15 protein-coding genes and 1 tRNA gene are annotated in these 14,924 nt (G+C 45.4%); 10 read left to right on the forward strand and 6 right to left on the reverse strand.

Annotated features, from left to right (window positions below; genetic code table 11):
* Positions 1-8 precede the first annotated feature (8 nt).
* Positions 9-806: an enoyl-CoA hydratase/isomerase family protein gene (locus tag PKF022_RS05515; RefSeq protein ID WP_281776126.1), complete on the reverse strand. Its 798-nt coding sequence runs from the start codon at positions 804-806 to the stop codon at positions 9-11.
* A gap of 5 nt (positions 807-811) precedes the next feature.
* Complete coding sequence (locus PKF022_RS05520; RefSeq protein ID WP_281776127.1) at positions 812-1,801, reverse strand: tripartite tricarboxylate transporter substrate binding protein; 990 nt, start codon at positions 1,799-1,801, stop codon at positions 812-814.
* A 76-nt stretch (positions 1,802-1,877) separates the two neighbouring features.
* Here PKF022_RS05520 and PKF022_RS05525 point away from each other — a divergent pair, with 76 nt between their 5' ends.
* Both PKF022_RS05525 and PKF022_RS05530 read left to right on the forward strand, forming a co-directional pair.
* Complete coding sequence (locus PKF022_RS05525) at positions 1,878-3,128, forward strand: CoA transferase (protein WP_281776128.1); 1,251 nt, start codon at positions 1,878-1,880, stop codon at positions 3,126-3,128.
* 158 nt (positions 3,129-3,286) lie between these two features.
* Positions 3,287-3,868, forward strand: a complete 582-nt coding sequence (locus tag PKF022_RS05530) for a hypothetical protein (protein WP_281776129.1) — start codon at positions 3,287-3,289, stop codon at positions 3,866-3,868.
* Positions 3,869-3,933: 65 nt separating this feature from the next.
* Here PKF022_RS05530 and PKF022_RS05535 read toward each other — a convergent pair.
* A tRNA-Ser gene (locus tag PKF022_RS05535) sits at positions 3,934-4,023 on the reverse strand.
* Positions 4,024-4,191: 168 nt separating this feature from the next.
* Between PKF022_RS05535 and PKF022_RS05540 the strand changes: the two genes are divergently transcribed.
* Positions 4,192-4,449, forward strand: a complete 258-nt coding sequence (locus PKF022_RS05540) for a type II toxin-antitoxin system Phd/YefM family antitoxin (protein ID WP_281776130.1) — start codon at positions 4,192-4,194, stop codon at positions 4,447-4,449.
* Positions 4,450-4,457: 8 nt separating this feature from the next.
* Positions 4,458-4,868 (forward strand): type II toxin-antitoxin system VapC family toxin, encoded by a 411-nt coding sequence (locus PKF022_RS05545; RefSeq protein ID WP_281776131.1) that lies wholly within the window; start codon positions 4,458-4,460, stop codon positions 4,866-4,868.
* A gap of 5 nt (positions 4,869-4,873) precedes the next feature.
* Here PKF022_RS05545 and PKF022_RS05550 read toward each other — a convergent pair whose 3' ends face one another.
* On the reverse strand, positions 4,874-6,007 hold the full coding sequence (locus PKF022_RS05550) for an NAD(P)/FAD-dependent oxidoreductase (RefSeq protein WP_281776132.1): 1,134 nt from the start codon (positions 6,005-6,007) through the stop codon (positions 4,874-4,876).
* A 113-nt stretch (positions 6,008-6,120) separates the two neighbouring features.
* Between PKF022_RS05550 and pgi the strand changes: the two genes are divergently transcribed.
* From pgi to PKF022_RS05580, 6 genes are all read left to right on the forward strand, one after another.
* On the forward strand, positions 6,121-7,611 hold the full coding sequence (gene pgi / locus PKF022_RS05555) for a glucose-6-phosphate isomerase (RefSeq protein WP_281776133.1): 1,491 nt from the start codon (positions 6,121-6,123) through the stop codon (positions 7,609-7,611).
* Positions 7,612-7,664: 53 nt separating this feature from the next.
* The gene (locus PKF022_RS05560; protein WP_281776134.1) at positions 7,665-9,050 is read left to right on the forward strand and encodes a phosphomannomutase/phosphoglucomutase; all 1,386 of its coding nucleotides are present in this window, start codon (positions 7,665-7,667) and stop codon (positions 9,048-9,050) included.
* 39 nt (positions 9,051-9,089) lie between these two features.
* Positions 9,090-10,217 (forward strand): quinolinate synthase NadA, encoded by a 1,128-nt coding sequence (gene nadA, locus PKF022_RS05565; RefSeq protein ID WP_281776135.1) that lies wholly within the window; start codon positions 9,090-9,092, stop codon positions 10,215-10,217.
* A 34-nt stretch (positions 10,218-10,251) separates the two neighbouring features.
* Positions 10,252-11,106, forward strand: a complete 855-nt coding sequence (gene nadC, locus PKF022_RS05570; RefSeq protein ID WP_281776136.1) for a carboxylating nicotinate-nucleotide diphosphorylase — start codon at positions 10,252-10,254, stop codon at positions 11,104-11,106.
* A 196-nt stretch (positions 11,107-11,302) separates the two neighbouring features.
* A complete protein-coding gene (locus tag PKF022_RS09650) occupies positions 11,303-11,473 on the forward strand; it encodes a type II toxin-antitoxin system RelE/ParE family toxin (protein ID WP_348773163.1) in 171 nt (56 codons plus the stop codon).
* Between the two features lie 8 nt (positions 11,474-11,481).
* Positions 11,482-11,790: an addiction module antidote protein gene (locus tag PKF022_RS05580; protein WP_281776137.1), complete on the forward strand. Its 309-nt coding sequence runs from the start codon at positions 11,482-11,484 to the stop codon at positions 11,788-11,790.
* 7 nt (positions 11,791-11,797) lie between these two features.
* Here the strand turns inward: PKF022_RS05580 and PKF022_RS05585 are convergent, their stop codons facing one another.
* On the reverse strand, positions 11,798-13,171 hold the full coding sequence (locus PKF022_RS05585) for a TAXI family TRAP transporter solute-binding subunit (RefSeq protein WP_281776138.1): 1,374 nt from the start codon (positions 13,169-13,171) through the stop codon (positions 11,798-11,800).
* A gap of 68 nt (positions 13,172-13,239) precedes the next feature.
* Positions 13,240-14,898, reverse strand: coding sequence for an L-aspartate oxidase (gene nadB, locus PKF022_RS05590; RefSeq protein ID WP_281776139.1), 1,659 nt, complete (start codon positions 14,896-14,898; stop codon positions 13,240-13,242).
* Positions 14,899-14,924 lie beyond the last annotated feature (26 nt).

Raw genomic sequence — 14,924 nt, forward strand, 5'->3', positions numbered from 1 at the left:
TTAGATTTCTACTTGCCAATCCAAACTGGTGGCTCGCTTTTTAAAAATGCTGCAACACCATTCTTAAAGTCTGCACTTCCATACGTTTCACTAATCAGATCGTTGCAATCAGGCAGATGATTTTTGATCAGCCTTGCAAGAACAAGCTTGCTTGATTTTTGCGTAATCGGCGCTAATTTACTGAGGCGCTCAGCTAAGAAATCAGCCTCTTGACTGAGTTGGTCTTGATTATGAATAGCAAAGACATAGCCTTGCTTTGCTAACTCTTCAGCAGAAATCATTTCTGCCAGTAACAGCATCCGTTTCACTATATTGATATCTAGATGCGCCACAAGCCAAGCGATATTGCCGGCTGATAAACAGTTGCCCAGTGTTTTGGCAATAGGAACACCAAATTTTGCGCCTGGAGTGGCAAGTCGAAAATCACAACAGCTCGCAATCGCTAATCCACCACCTACTGCCATGCCGTCAATCACCGCAATGGTTGGGATGGGTAAGGTAGCAAGTGGAGCAAGATAACTATCGATGCCCTCTTCATAGCGCACACCATCTTCACCACTCTCAAAACTAGCAAATTGGGCGATATCACTACCGGATACAAAAGACTTGCCTCCAGCCCCCCTAAAGAGAGCAACCCGCACCTGTGGATTTTTAGCAAGATCCTCGCAAATTGTCTTGAGGCTTTGATACATAGCGACGGTCATCGCATTGCGAGCCGCCACATGATCAAAGGTAATGCGGGCAATGTTGTCGCGTATCTCTAATACAACTTGCGCAACATTACCCTCTTTACCGTACTCAGCCATGCAATTTATTCGGCCTTGATGTTGAGGCTCTTTACAAGACGCTGATATTTAGCAAGTTCAGCTGCCAAGAACAAACTAAAGGCTGCTGGTGTTGCAGGGCCTTCTGGTTGCAATCCTTGGGCATCCAATGTCTTTTTGATTTCAGGATCATTCATCGCGGCTTTTACTGCTTGATCAATTTTGTTTACTACTGCTGGATCCATCGCTTTTGGCCCCATCACAGAGTACCAATTGGTCACATCAAAACCAACAATACCGACTTCTGCAAATGTTGGCACATTAGGCAAGAGTGATAAACGTTTTGGTGTTGAGATCGCCAATGCCTTGAGATTGCCTTGACGAATCTGCTGCAAGTTTGGAGGCAAGGTATCAAAGTTCATTGTGATTTGACCGCCTAGCAAGTCCACAATTGCCTGGCCACTACCTTTGTATGGCACATGGTTCATCTGGATGCCAGCAATCTTGGAGAACAAAGCACCAGCCAAATGCTGAGTACTACCAATGCCTGAAGATCCATAGGTCATTTGGCCTGGATTTGCTTTAGCTAAAGAAATCAACTGAGCTACTGAGTTCACAGGCAGTGAAGACTTCACAACCAATACGTTTGGCACGTAACCCAAATAGGTAATTGGGGTGAAATCCGTTGCAGGGTTGTATGGCACGTTCGTTAATACAAATGGAGAAATCGCATTGGAATTGGAATGCCCCATCAATAAGGTGTAGCCATCAGGATTAGACTTTGCTACCAAATCCGCACCAATCGTGCCAGCTGCGCCAGACTTATTTTCAATAATGATGCTTTGACCGAGAATTTCACTCATCTTCGGTGCAATTGCACGCGCAACAATGTCAGTACCGCCACCCGGTGCGAAACCAACAATTAAACGAATCGGTTTTGATGGGTAGGCTTGCTGACCCATGGCAAAAAATGAACTAGTGGCCAACGTGATTGCGAGCAAGCTACGCATAGCCCATTTAGGCGTTTTAACCAACATAAAGTCTCCAAAATTGTTTTAATTGTGTTTGTTACTATTACAGGGTAATTCTAAACATATAAAAACAATTGAGACAATGACGAAAACACCTATAAATGGCACTTTAGATACCGCGCATCATGGCTTCACCAAGCCATTACCCCTATCGGGAGTACGTGTTCTTGATGTGAGTCAAGTGATGGCCGGCCCCTACTGCTGCATGCTCTTAGCTGACCTGGGTGCCGATGTCATCAAAATTGAGCCACCTGGCACTGGAGATCAAACTCGAGGTGCTATGGGATTCAAGATGAAAGGTTCAGACAGCATGGGCTTTCTGAATATGAATCGTAATAAACGTAGTCTCACTCTTAATCTCAAAACGGAAGCCGGTAAAAAGGTATTTTTTGAGCTGGTCAAAACAGCCGATATCTTGGTTGAAAACTACCGACCAGGTGTAATGAAAAAACTTGGCATTGACTACCCATCTTTGCAAGCGATTAATCCAGGCCTGGTCTATGCCAGCATCTCCGGTTTTGGTCAAACAGGTCCATGGGCAGATCGCCCTGGCTTTGATTTAATGGCCCAAGCCATGTCTGGCGTGATGAGTGTCACAGGCTACCCTGATGGTCCACCAGTGAAAGCGGGCGTTCCAGTAGCTGACATCGGCTGCGCCCTATTCGCCGTATACGGAATTTTGTCTGCTTATATTGGTAAATCTAAAACTGGTGAAGGTCAGTTTATTGATGCCTCTCTCTTTGACTCTGCTTTAGCGTTCTCCATCTGGGATACCGCACAGTATTGGGGTACTGGAGTTGAGCCCTACAAACTGGGCACAGCTAATCATATGAGTGCACCCTATCAAGCTATGAAGGCTTCCGATGGATACTTTGTGATGGGCGCTACGAATCAAAAACTATGGAAACTGCTCTGCGACAAAATTGAACGTCCTGAATTATTTGAAGATGCCCGTTTTAAAACTAATCCACTCCGTTTAGCTAACCGGCTAGAACTTGCAGCCGAATTAGAAACATCATTCGCCAAGAAAACCAGTGATGAATGGGTTGACGCATTACTAGCCGCTGGAATACCAGCCGGTCCCATCAATACGTATCCGGAAGCATTCGATAGTGAACATGGGCGTCATCGCAAGATGCGCATGGAAATCGATCACCCCATTGAAGGTAAAGTCCCGAATATTGGCTTTGCCGTCAAAATGAATGGCACCCCACAACAGGTATACCGCCATCCACCTCTATTGGGCGAACATACCCGTGAGCTGCTTGCTGAATTAGGCATTGCCGGCGATGAACTCAAATCCTTAGAAGCTGGTGGCGCTTTTAAGGCCTAAGAAATGAATCTTTTAGGCAATAGTGAAATTGCCAGATGATGAGCATGCCACTTGCGTTGGCAATACAATAGCCATAAATACTAGATTACTAGTCTTTAAACATTACCGCATCACCACTTAATGGTGGTGCAATTTGATTATCTAAGGAATAAACCATTATGAAAAAAATTATTATTGCTATCGTTATTGCCGCTATCGCGGTTGGCGCTTACATGATGCTCACTAAACCAAAGGCTCCTATTGCTGGCGTAGCTGCGCAAGAAGCAGCGCTTCTTTATGACGGTGAAGTAACTAAAGTTGATGCTGCAACCCGTACTGTTACCCTCAAAAATAGTGATGGCGAAACATCTATCGTTGCCGGCCCTGAAGTGAAGAACTTTGCTGAAATTAAGGTAGGTGACCGTTTTGATGTTGTTTACGAACTCGCTGTAGCTGTTGAGTTGGTTAAGGTAAAAAATCCAGGCGCAGTTGGTGAGCAAGTTAGCACTAGTACTGTCACTGCCCCACAAGGCGACAAGCCAGGCATGATCACTACCAATACTGTTACTGCAACTGCTAATGTTGAAGCGATTGATACAGCTAAAAATACTGTTTCTTTGAAAAGTCCACAGGGAAATATTTTCAAGGTTAAGGTTAAGAATCCTGACTTGATGAAGGATATCGCTGTAAACGATCAAGTAAAAGTGGTTTATACAGAAGCAATCGCTGCAGTAGTAAGCGCGCCAGCTGCGAAGAAGTAAAGTCACAAACTTTCTAGTAGTTAGAAAGATAAAAGCCCGCTATGAGCGGGCTTTTTCATTTGACTTGGCGGAAGAGGTGAGATTCGAACTCACGGAGGACTTTCATCCTCGCCAGTTTTCAAGACTGGTGCATTCAACCGCTCTGCCACTCTTCCTTTGCGAATTGAGTCCTAGATTATAAGGAATTCGGTGAACCCCTACGTAAAAATGCAATATGCCCCCTTCTAAAGATAGCCTCCATTGACTTAAATACTCTATGTGCGCCAACCAATATAGCCTTTTCTCTGATAAACTAGTCAGATAACTAGTCAGGAGTACAAGCGATGAATAAGCACTGGGCAGTTCAAGATGCCAAAGCAAAATTTAGCGAGCTACTAAATGCCTGCCTTGAAGAAGGACCTCAAGTGGTTACTAAGCGCGGACATGAAGCAGCCGTATTAATCACCATCCAGGAGTGGAATACATTGAAAAAGTTAGCCAAGCCTTCTCTTAAATCGCTTTTGCTTTCAGAGCAAGCAAAGGGCGAGCTAGTACTGCCCAAGCGTGGCCAAGGTGCATTTCGAAAACCTATCAAACTGTAAGACAACTAATGTACTTACTAGACACCAATATTATTTCGGAACTGCGCAAACCAAAACCGCATGGCGCAGTATTAGAGTGGTATGGCAATATTTCAGATAATGATCTTTATATTTCCACGGTCTCGATCGGTGAAATTCAAGCGGGTATTGAGCTGACTCGCGATCAAGATAAAAATAAAGCAGCGTCTTTAGAGAGTTGGTTACAACTAGTTTCAAATGCACATCATGTCTTACCGATGACAGGATCAACCTTTAGGTTGTGGGCAAAGCTCATGCATAAAGAAAGCAATACCGTTTGGGAAGATGCCATGATTGCAGCGACAGCTATTGATCAGAAACTCATCGTAGTTAGTAGAAATATAAAAGACTTCAAGCGATTCAAGGTTAATTTACTGAACCCATTCGAATATCAGGCCTAAGCGGATTAAGATCCCTTAATTAAGCCTTCTAAATACTTGGCAATTGCAAGGCTAGAGGTTAATCCTGGGGACTCAAAGCCATATAGATTAAAGAGTCCTTCTAAGCCATGATCCTTGGGCGCATTAAAGCAAAAGTCGCCTGCAGGTGCATTGGGCGGGACAATTTTTGCCCTCACGCCTGAATAATCTGGCTGCAACGCATTGTCTTTCAGGCCGGGCCAATACTTTCTAACCGCTTCATAGAAGCCCTCGCCTCGCTTTGGGTTCACTGTGTAATCAATTTGATTTTCTTCATCGATTTCGAGCCACTCCACATCGGGGCCAAATTTAGCTTGGCCACCCATGTCCAGAGTTAAGTGCACGCCTAAGCCACCAGGTTCTGGAATGGGATAAATCAAATGCTTAAACGGTGATTTACCTGAAAGTGAAAAGTAATTCCCTTTAGCAAAATAGGCTTTCGGAATTTGCTCTTTACTTAAAGATTCAATTTTTCTCGCAATAGCTGGCGCGCTCATACCCGCACAATTAATCAGAAGCTTTGTATGAATCTTCATGCCATCTGCGCCACCGATTTCTAATTCAAATCCGTCTTGAGCCTTTGATCCTATTGGCTTAGCGCTGATCAGCGGGGATTGATAGGCGATCATGCCACCAGCATCCTCAAAGCCACCGAGCAAGGACAGCATGAAACCATGGCTATCTACGATGCCGGTTGAGGCTGAAAGTACGGCAGCAGAGCATTGGAGCTCAGGCTCCATAGATTTAGCTTGCTCTCCAGTAATCATTTTGATTTCTGGGACGTTGTTTTGCTGTGCTTTGTATAGGATTGCTTGCAAGTCATCCAATTGAGAATCATCGCTGGCTACGATGAGTTTGCCGTACGGTTGAGTAGCAACGTGATGAGTGCGGCAGTACTCGTAGAGCATACGATTACCCTCTACGCATAACTTCGCCTTTAGGGAATCCTTGGGGTAATAAATGCCAGCATGGATTACCTCGCTATTGCGGGCACTACTAATCGTGCCAAAAGCACTTTCCCGCTCGAGCAAAATCGTTTCGCGGCCTTGCAAGGCCATTTCTCTGGCAACGGCTAGGCCAATGACCCCAGCCCCAATAACGACACAGTCAACGCGGTCCATTTACTCGTTCCCGCATCTAAATTTGCTTGTATTCATCATGAAATCGTAACATTTTCAGTGGTTTAAGGTGATTTTTGGGGTTTTTGAGGGGTAGTTATTGATAAAATTCATAGATGTCTTTAAAACCCGCTGCACAGAACTCGCAACCCCTCCATCTAACTAACGGCATCGTTTTAGATAGCGCTTATCAAGGCATTGATGCGGCTGGTTGGACTTCTCTTTTTCACCAAGCCAGAAACGCGCACTTAGAGCAATTTATTGCCGACCTGTTTAGCGGTAAGCACATTAATAACTCCGAGGATCGCCCCGCCCTGCACTCGGCCCTGCGCAATCTTGATAAATCACCAGTTTTGGTAGACGGAAAAGATGTCATGCCTGACGTTGCAGAGGTTTGGCACCGAATCGAAGCCTTATGCAATAAATGGGTCGGTGTGACCGATGTCATTCATATTGGTATTGGCGGATCTGATTTTGGTCCACGCCTTGCAATCGAAGCTTTAGCCCATGTTCCCGATATCGAGAGCCGTGGCATGCGAATGCATTTTTTGGCCAATATCGATACGGCAGAACTCAATCGTATTTTGCAACGCGCTTTACCGCACAGCACTAAAGTCATTATTGTTTCCAAGTCCTTTACGACGCTGGAAACAACTATGAATGCCAAGGCAGTGGTGAAGTGGCTCAAAAATAACGGCCTGACTGATAGTCAAGTTAGTAAATCCCTCTTTGCAGTTACGGCCAATGTCCCAGCCGCTGAGGCGTTTGGTATAGAGCAAGACCACATCTACCCCTTCTGGGATTGGGTTGGCGGTCGTTATTCTGTTTGGTCAGCAGTGGGCCTACCCATTGCCTTGCAGTATGGATTTGATACTTTTAAAGAATTCTTATCCGGCGCGCAAGCCATTGATCAGCACTTTAAAACCGCCCCGCTTGAAGAGAATCTCCCGGTCATCATGGCCTTGAGCTTGCTGTACCAGCAAGAAAAACACCACATTAAGTCTTATGCAGTCATTCCATATGCAGATGCTTTGGATTGGTTTCCGAAGTGGTTGCAACAGCTGGATATGGAAAGTAATGGTAAGAGTGTCGATCGCGATGGCAAGCCAGTGAAGTTTTCTTGCCCGGTGGTATTTGGTAGTTCTGGTAGTAATGCTCAGCATTCTTACTTCCAGCTATTGCACCAGGGTACAGAAATTATCCCGATTGATTTTATTGCGGTACGTGAGCCGATGAGCCATTTGCCAGAAGCAAAGGCCCATCACCGTATCCTGCTATCAAACTGCTTAGCTCAAGCCCAGGCCCTGGCTAACGGTAAGAAGACGGATAACCCGAACAATACCTATCCGGGTAAGCGTCCTAGTAACTTGCTGATCCTGCCCAAGCTCAATGCGTTTTACTTAGGCGCCCTGTTGGCACTCTATGAGAGTCGCACAGCTGCCTTAGGCGCCCTATGGAATATCAATAGCTTTGATCAACCTGGCGTTGAGCTTGGTAAAGTTCTAGCCAAGCCGATAGAGGCTGCTTTAAAAGATGGTGGCACTGTGCAAGCCAATGCTGGCATTGATGAAGTGACTGCTGCACGTATTAATTTATTTAATCAATAGCTTATTGTTAGCCCTATAGCTCTAGCATTAGTCTAGACATCGAAAGAACGCTCATGCAACTCTCTCCTTCCATTTTCAAAGCCTATGACATTCGCGGCATTATTGATGAGACTGTAGATCCATCGATTGCCAAACTGATTGGTCAAGCCTTTGGCACCGAGATGCGTGAATTGGGCGAGACTGAGATTGTGATTGGTCGTGATGGACGCTTATCGGGTCCTAGCCTGATCGAGGCTTTAACTGAAGGCCTGCTCTCCACCGGCATTAATGTGATTGACTTAGGAATGGTTGCCACTCCGATGGTGTACTTTGGCGCCAATCAGACGTTGAATGGCAAGAAACCAAAGTCCGGCATCATGATTACTGGTAGTCACAATCCGCCAAACTATAACGGCTTCAAGATGGTTCTGGGTGGCGCAGCAATTTACGGCGATCAAATTCAGGCGCTACGTAAACGCATTGAAGCGAAGCAATTTGCTAGTGGCCAAGGCACTCGCAGCACTTTTGATATTTTCCCAATGTACTTAGAGCGTATTGTGGGTGATGTGAAACTGGCTCGCCCGATGAAGATTGTGGTCGATTGCGGCAATGGTGTTGGCGGCGCATTTGCAGGCAAGCTGTTCAGGGCATTGGGCTGCGAAGTGCAAGAACTCTTCTGTGAGGTAGATGGCCATTTTCCGAATCACCATCCAGATCCAGCGCATATTGAGAACCTACAAGATCTCATCAAAAACTTACAGACTACTGATAACGAATTAGGGCTTGCCTTTGATGGTGATGCCGATCGTTTAGGTGTAGTCACTAAAGATGGTCAGGTGATCTTCCCGGATCGCCAAATGATGCTTTTTGCTAAAGATGTTCTTTCCAGAAATCCTGGTGGGCAGATTATTTATGACGTTAAATGCACCCGTAACCTAGCGAGCTATGTAAAGCAGCACGGTGGCGAGCCTTTGATGTGGAAAACGGGTCACTCTTTAGTTAAAGCCAAGCTGAAAGAAACTGGTGCTCCTCTCGCGGGCGAAATGTCAGGCCATATTTTCTTTAAGGACCGTTGGTTTGGCTTTGATGACGGTCTTTATACCGGCGCACGTTTGTTAGAGATTCTTTCCAAAGAGAAAGACCCCAATCAAACACTCAATGATTTACCCAATGCGATCTGCACCCCAGAATTACAACTCGCTTGTGCCGAAGGTGAGCCATTTGCTTTACTAGAAACCATCAAAGCCAATGCTAAGTTCCCCACCTCTGAATCCATCAACACGATTGATGGCGTGCGCGTGGAATATGCGGATGGCTTTGGTTTAGCAAGACCGTCTAATACGACTCCAGTAGTCGTGATACGCTTTGAAGCAGACAGCGAAGAGGCAATTGCTCGTATTCAGGCGGAATTTAAGGCGGTTTTGTTGGCTGCTAAGCCGGATGCCAAGCTGCCGTTCTAGCAATTTAGCCAAGATTACTAGGGTCAAGTAAGATTTCGTATGAATTCAACTGTTAGCACCCCCATTTCCTTTGATTACCCCCAGCAGGATGCTGCTGGCGCCACCTGCACCGCCCAAGCTTGGGCCAAGACACCCCCTCAATTGCATGGCACTGAAAAAGCGGATGTCATTGCGCGCATCAAGCAGCTCCTGGTTCAGAAAGACGCTACCTTAGTTGCCCACTACTACGTGGATGGCGATATTCAAGACTTAGCTTTATCTACTGGCGGTTATGTTGCTGACTCATTAGAGATGGCACGCTTTGGCAAAAACCATGCTGCTAAGAATTTAATTGTTGCTGGCGTGCGCTTCATGGGTGAATCCGCCAAGATCCTCAGCCCAGAAAAACGCGTCTTCATGCCAGACTTAGAAGCAACCTGTTCTCTCGATTTAGGTTGTGATGCTAGTGACTTTGCTCAATTTCGGGCATTGCATCCCGATCGCGTTGTCGTGGTTTATGCAAATACCTCGGCAGCAGTCAAAGCACAAGCTGATTGGATGGTGACCAGTTCTTGTGCTTTAGCGATTGTTCATCAACTCAAGGTTGAAGGTAAAAAGATTTTGTGGGCACCAGATCGCCACCTCGGTCGTTACATTCAAGATCAAACTGGCGCGGATATGTTGCTCTGGAATGGCGCTTGTATTGTTCATGACGAATTTAAAGCAGTTGAATTAGAGATGCTAAAAGCTGCTCACCCGAATGCCATGGTCTTAGTTCACCCTGAATCCCCACAAGCGGTGGTCGACATTGCAGACGTTGTGGGCTCAACCTCTGCCATGATTAAGGCGGTCGTAGAAGGCTCTGCTACTGAGTACATTGTTGCTACCGATAAGGGTATCTTGCATCGCATGCAACAACTAGCTCCGAACAAAATATTGATTGAAGCACCCACTGCTGGTAATAGCGCTACTTGCAAGAGCTGTGCTCACTGCCCTTGGATGGCTATGAATGGCTTACAAGGAATATTGAATTGTTTAGAAAATGCTTCTGGGGAAATCTTTGTTGATGAAGCTATTCGTGTAGAGGCATTGGGCTGCATCGAGCGTATGCTCGACTTCACCAAGAATCACCCTGACCTCTTAGCTAAAGCGCAACATGGTTTTGTAAAGAATATTGGCGCTGCTTAGTTTTTTAATTCTTTTCCTTTTTTGATTGATCTTCATGTTTGAATACAACGAAACGCTAGAGCAAGCCCGTCAACGAAATATCGCAGATGCATTGATGGAAGATATTGGTACTGGCGATTGGACTGCAAAGCTTGTTCCTAGTAAGCCGGTAAAGGCTCAGCTGATTGTTCGTCAAGAAGCAGTGCTTTGTGGCGTAGATTGGTTTGAAGGCACACTCAAAAAGCTTGATCCCAATGCCAAAATAACTTGGCATTACCTTGAAGGCGATCTCATGGAGCCTGACACCAAGGTTTGCGATATTGAAGCCGATTCTCAAGCTCTACTCTCCGCTGAACGTACCTGCATTAACTTCTTACAAACACTTTCATGGACGGCCAGCATTACCCGTCAGCACGTTGATGCGATTGCTGGTGCCAGCCCCAATCCTAAAGGCTGCGCTGTTTTAGACACTCGCAAAACGATCCCAGGATTACGTCAGGCTCAGAAATATGCCGTGCTCGTTGGTGGCGGCAAGAATCAACGCCTAGCACTCTGGCACGGCATCCTCATTAAAGAGAACCATATTGCTGCAGCTGGTAGCGTGACTGCAGCCCTTAAGAATGCTCAAGCACTCAATGCTGGAGTTGATATTCAGATTGAAGTAGAAAACTTTGCTGAACTCGAAGAGGCTTTAGCGGCTGGAGCAAAAAGTATCTTGATTGACAACTTTAATACTGATCAAATGAAGCAAGCGGTTGCAATCACTGCTGGACGTGCTTTATTAGAAGCCTCTGGTGGCATTAAATTAGATCAAATGCGCGCTATCGCCAGCACTGGCGTTGATCGCATCTCTCTTGGTAAGCTGACCAAAGATGTGAACGCAGTTGATTTCTCGATGCGCATTCTTTAATACTTTTCAGTAAATTCTTATCTAGATTATAGATTTTCTTACAGACTTAATGTATCCTATTGGCTACATTAATGAATGCTCAAAATAAGGAAAACAGAAGAATTTAAAGCCTGGTTAGATGCCCTGAATGACTTAATGGGAAGGGCAAAAAATTCAAGCAAAAATTAAACGGCTAGCTGAAGGCAACCAAGGAAATGTGAAATCCGTTGGAAGTAAAGTCTTTGAAATGAAAATTGATTTTGGACCGGGCTACAGGATTTATTACGCAAAACAAGAGAATAAGGTTTACCTTCTTCTTATCGGAGGTAGTAAAAGAACTCAGGCTAAGGATATACAGATCGCTAAACTTTTGGCTAAAAATTTGTAAAGAATGAAATGAAAAAAACGATTACCAGCCCCTATGATGTAGCAGAACATTTACGCACACCAAAAGAAATGGCACTTTATCTCCAGGCATGTATTGAGGAATCCAATGGAGATGCCGCATTTATTGCTAGAGCTCTTGGTGATATAGCGCGCGCTAAAGGAATGGCTCAAGTAGCGAAAGAATCCGGACTATCAAGAGAAAGTCTTTATAAAGCGCTTTCTGGTGATCGCATACCTGGCTTTGATACGGTCCTTAAAGTACTGGCAGCTCTTGGCCTATGTTTACATGCAAAGCCTATCAGCAAAATACGTGCTTAATTTACTCTTACCTACCCTTATAAATAACCTGCTTCTCAAGGGCATTACGAATAAATTCAATATTGTTTCGCAGGCTGTAGCAGTCGGCGGTTGCTAGCTTGGCAGCTTTGGAGTTAAGCACTCTGCGCTCCATCTCGTTGAGTACCTCAATATATTCGCCACGACGGTTGGGATCGAATGTCTGAATTGTATTTTGCTCAAATTTATCCAACTCTTTATAGATTGAATTAATTTGCTTCTTAGCCAAGTTCGTTCTGTAGCTTGGAATCGACTTAATAATCGGATAAGCAAAAGCAGCAAAAGGAAGTAAGAGGAAAAACATACGCTCGATAAACTCGGCCATCCAAAATGGCAAATACTTCATCAAGGTAGGCGTGCCTTTTTCATAATAAAACTTGGCCTCATCACTCAGCGGCGCCTCTGTATTCATATAAACCGGGAACTCTCCTGCCTTTGAAAAATACGACTTCACCCCATTAACCTCTTTAGCAGCCTCTAAGAAGAGCACCTGTATCGCTGGATGCAGACGATCATCAATTAAGAGATTGGTTGTAGTGGAAATGAGCTGAATAGGATGATCAGGATTATTTTTCCCCAAATCAAAGCCACCCATAGGCACAAGCAACTCCTCGAAATACGGCAATAAACGGGTATAGGCATCTGCCCGGCTAAATGTCACCAAACTGATATCAGGATTTTTGATGAGATTTTGAACATTGGGAGAATCATAGCCATCTACTAAAAATACGGCATCGATCGTTCCTTTGGCTATTGCATTAACCGCATCTGCATTATTCATACTTAACAAATTTGGAGCATCGGGATTGAGATGATTTAACTTGAAGAGGTTGACTGCCTGAGTATGAGTACCACTACCAACTTGTCCAATATTGATTTTGAGCTTGGCAATATCTCGATCAGAAATATGCTTATTCTCATTAAAGACATTCTTACGATAAAAAATCCATACTGGCTCGTAATCCACACTGCCTAGCGACTGAACACCAGATAGATTGTCGGTCGCGATCATGCCACCCTGCACAAATGCTGCTTGAATGGGGTCTTTGCGATCAATTAAATGTTGTAGGTTTTCTTTGGAGCCATGGGTCTCTACTAATTCGAGATGAATTCCTTTTTTCTCGAAATAGGCTTTATATTTTTCACCTAAGACCTTGTAGGAGCCACCCTTACCAGTGGCCATTAAGACTTTATCGGGTGGCGCGGGCTTGGCAAACCAAATCAGAATACTGAGTGCAAGCAGCAATAAGAAAATCAGAGGCCAGACCTCTTTTAGCAAGCTAAGAGCATTCTTGATTTCATCTGCGGCAGTTTGATATACCGCAGAGATATGTTCGTAGACTTCCTCTTTAAAGCTGGCCATGAAATTCCTCTTAAGATAGGGCTAGCTTATCACCAAATAACGCTGTTTTATAGATCTAGGTGAGATCTTTAAGGAGCTGAATCGCCCTCGGCACCTTCTGCCTGGGGGGTCAGGATGGTTGGATAAGAGACGGCCCAAGTACCCGGATAGTCGCGACTGTAATGCAAGCCACGGCTTTCTCTGCGCATCAGTGCTGAACGCACGATGAGTTCCGCGCACTCTAGAAGATTACGCAGTTCAATTAAATCACGCGTAACCTTGAAGTTGGCGTAATACTCTTGCACTTCATAGCGTAGCAACTTAATGCGATGCAGCGCTCGCTCAAGACGTCGATTAGTTCTCACGATGCCAACATAGTTCCACATCAATGAGCGGAGTTCATCCCAGTTATGAGCAATAACCACTTGCTCATCAGCGTCCTCAACTTGACTCTCATCCCACAAAGGCAAGTTCGGCATTACTGGAGTCTTTAGGCTAGAAATATCTTCTGCAGCGGCTTTACCAATCACCACACACTCTAATAAGGAGTTACTGGCTAAGCGGTTAGCGCCGTGTAAACCAGTGTAGGTCGCCTCCCCTACTGCATAAAGACCCGGTAAATCTGTACGGCCTTTGAGATCAGTGACTACGCCACCACAGGTGTAATGGGCTGCAGGCACCACCGGAATTGGATCTTTGGTGATGTCCAATCCCAGGGTTAAGCAACGGGCATAGATCATTGGGAAATGCTCTTTAATAAACGCTTCGCCTAGATGAGTGGCATCTAGATGAACATAATCTAGACCGTGTTTTTTCATTTCGAAGTCGATAGCTCTCGCGACAATGTCACGAGGGGCTAATTCATTACGCTCATCATGCTCTGGCATAAAGCGTTCGCCGTTGGGCAACTTCAATAAACCACCCTCACCACGCATCGCTTCAGTAATCAAGAAAGTGCGATCGCTGGGGTGATACAGACATGTCGGATGAAATTGAATAAATTCCATATTGCCTACACGGCAACCTGCCCGCCAAGCCATGGCAATACCGTCGCCGGTAGCAGTATCTGGATTGCTGGTATAGCGGTAGACCTTACCTACGCCACCCGTAGCTAGTACGACTGACTTTGCTTCAATGGTTTCTACACGGTTGTTTTTAATATCGAGTGCATAAACACCATAGCAGCGATTCGGCTTAGTGCGCTGTGTTTTGGCATCTAGCTGACGATTGGTGATGAGATCGAGTGCAATCCAATGCTCCAAGATTTGAATATTTTTGTGCGCTCTGGCTTTATCTAAGAGCACTTCATGAATGGCTTTACCAGTGGCATCTGCGGCATGCGCAATGCGACGGTGACTATGGCCACCTTCACGCGTTAAATGCAAACCCATCGGGCCAGTCTCATCGGTTGTGAATGGAACGCCCTGCTCTACTAACCACCGAATGGCTTCAGCACTCTCTTCCGCGATATAACGTGCAGTCGATTCCACTACAAGGCCTGCACCGGCATCTAAGGTATCCGCTACGTGCGAATCAATACTGTCATGCTCTTTATCTACCACCCCAACAATGCCGCCTTGCGCCCAAGCTGTCGCCGCTTCACCTAAGCCGCGCTTTGCCATCAAAATCACTGGCTGGGATTCAGCCATATGCAATGCAACGGTTAAGCCTGCTAACCCAGCCCCAATAATAAGGACCGGTAGTTCTGCTTTATCGCTGCTGTTTGGGGAAGGTTTTGAGCTAGCCATGGAGGTCTTATTCTAAAGGGCAATTA

The sequence above is a fragment of the Polynucleobacter sp. KF022 genome, assembly GCF_027924105.1.
GTDB lineage: Bacteria > Pseudomonadota > Gammaproteobacteria > Burkholderiales > Burkholderiaceae > Polynucleobacter.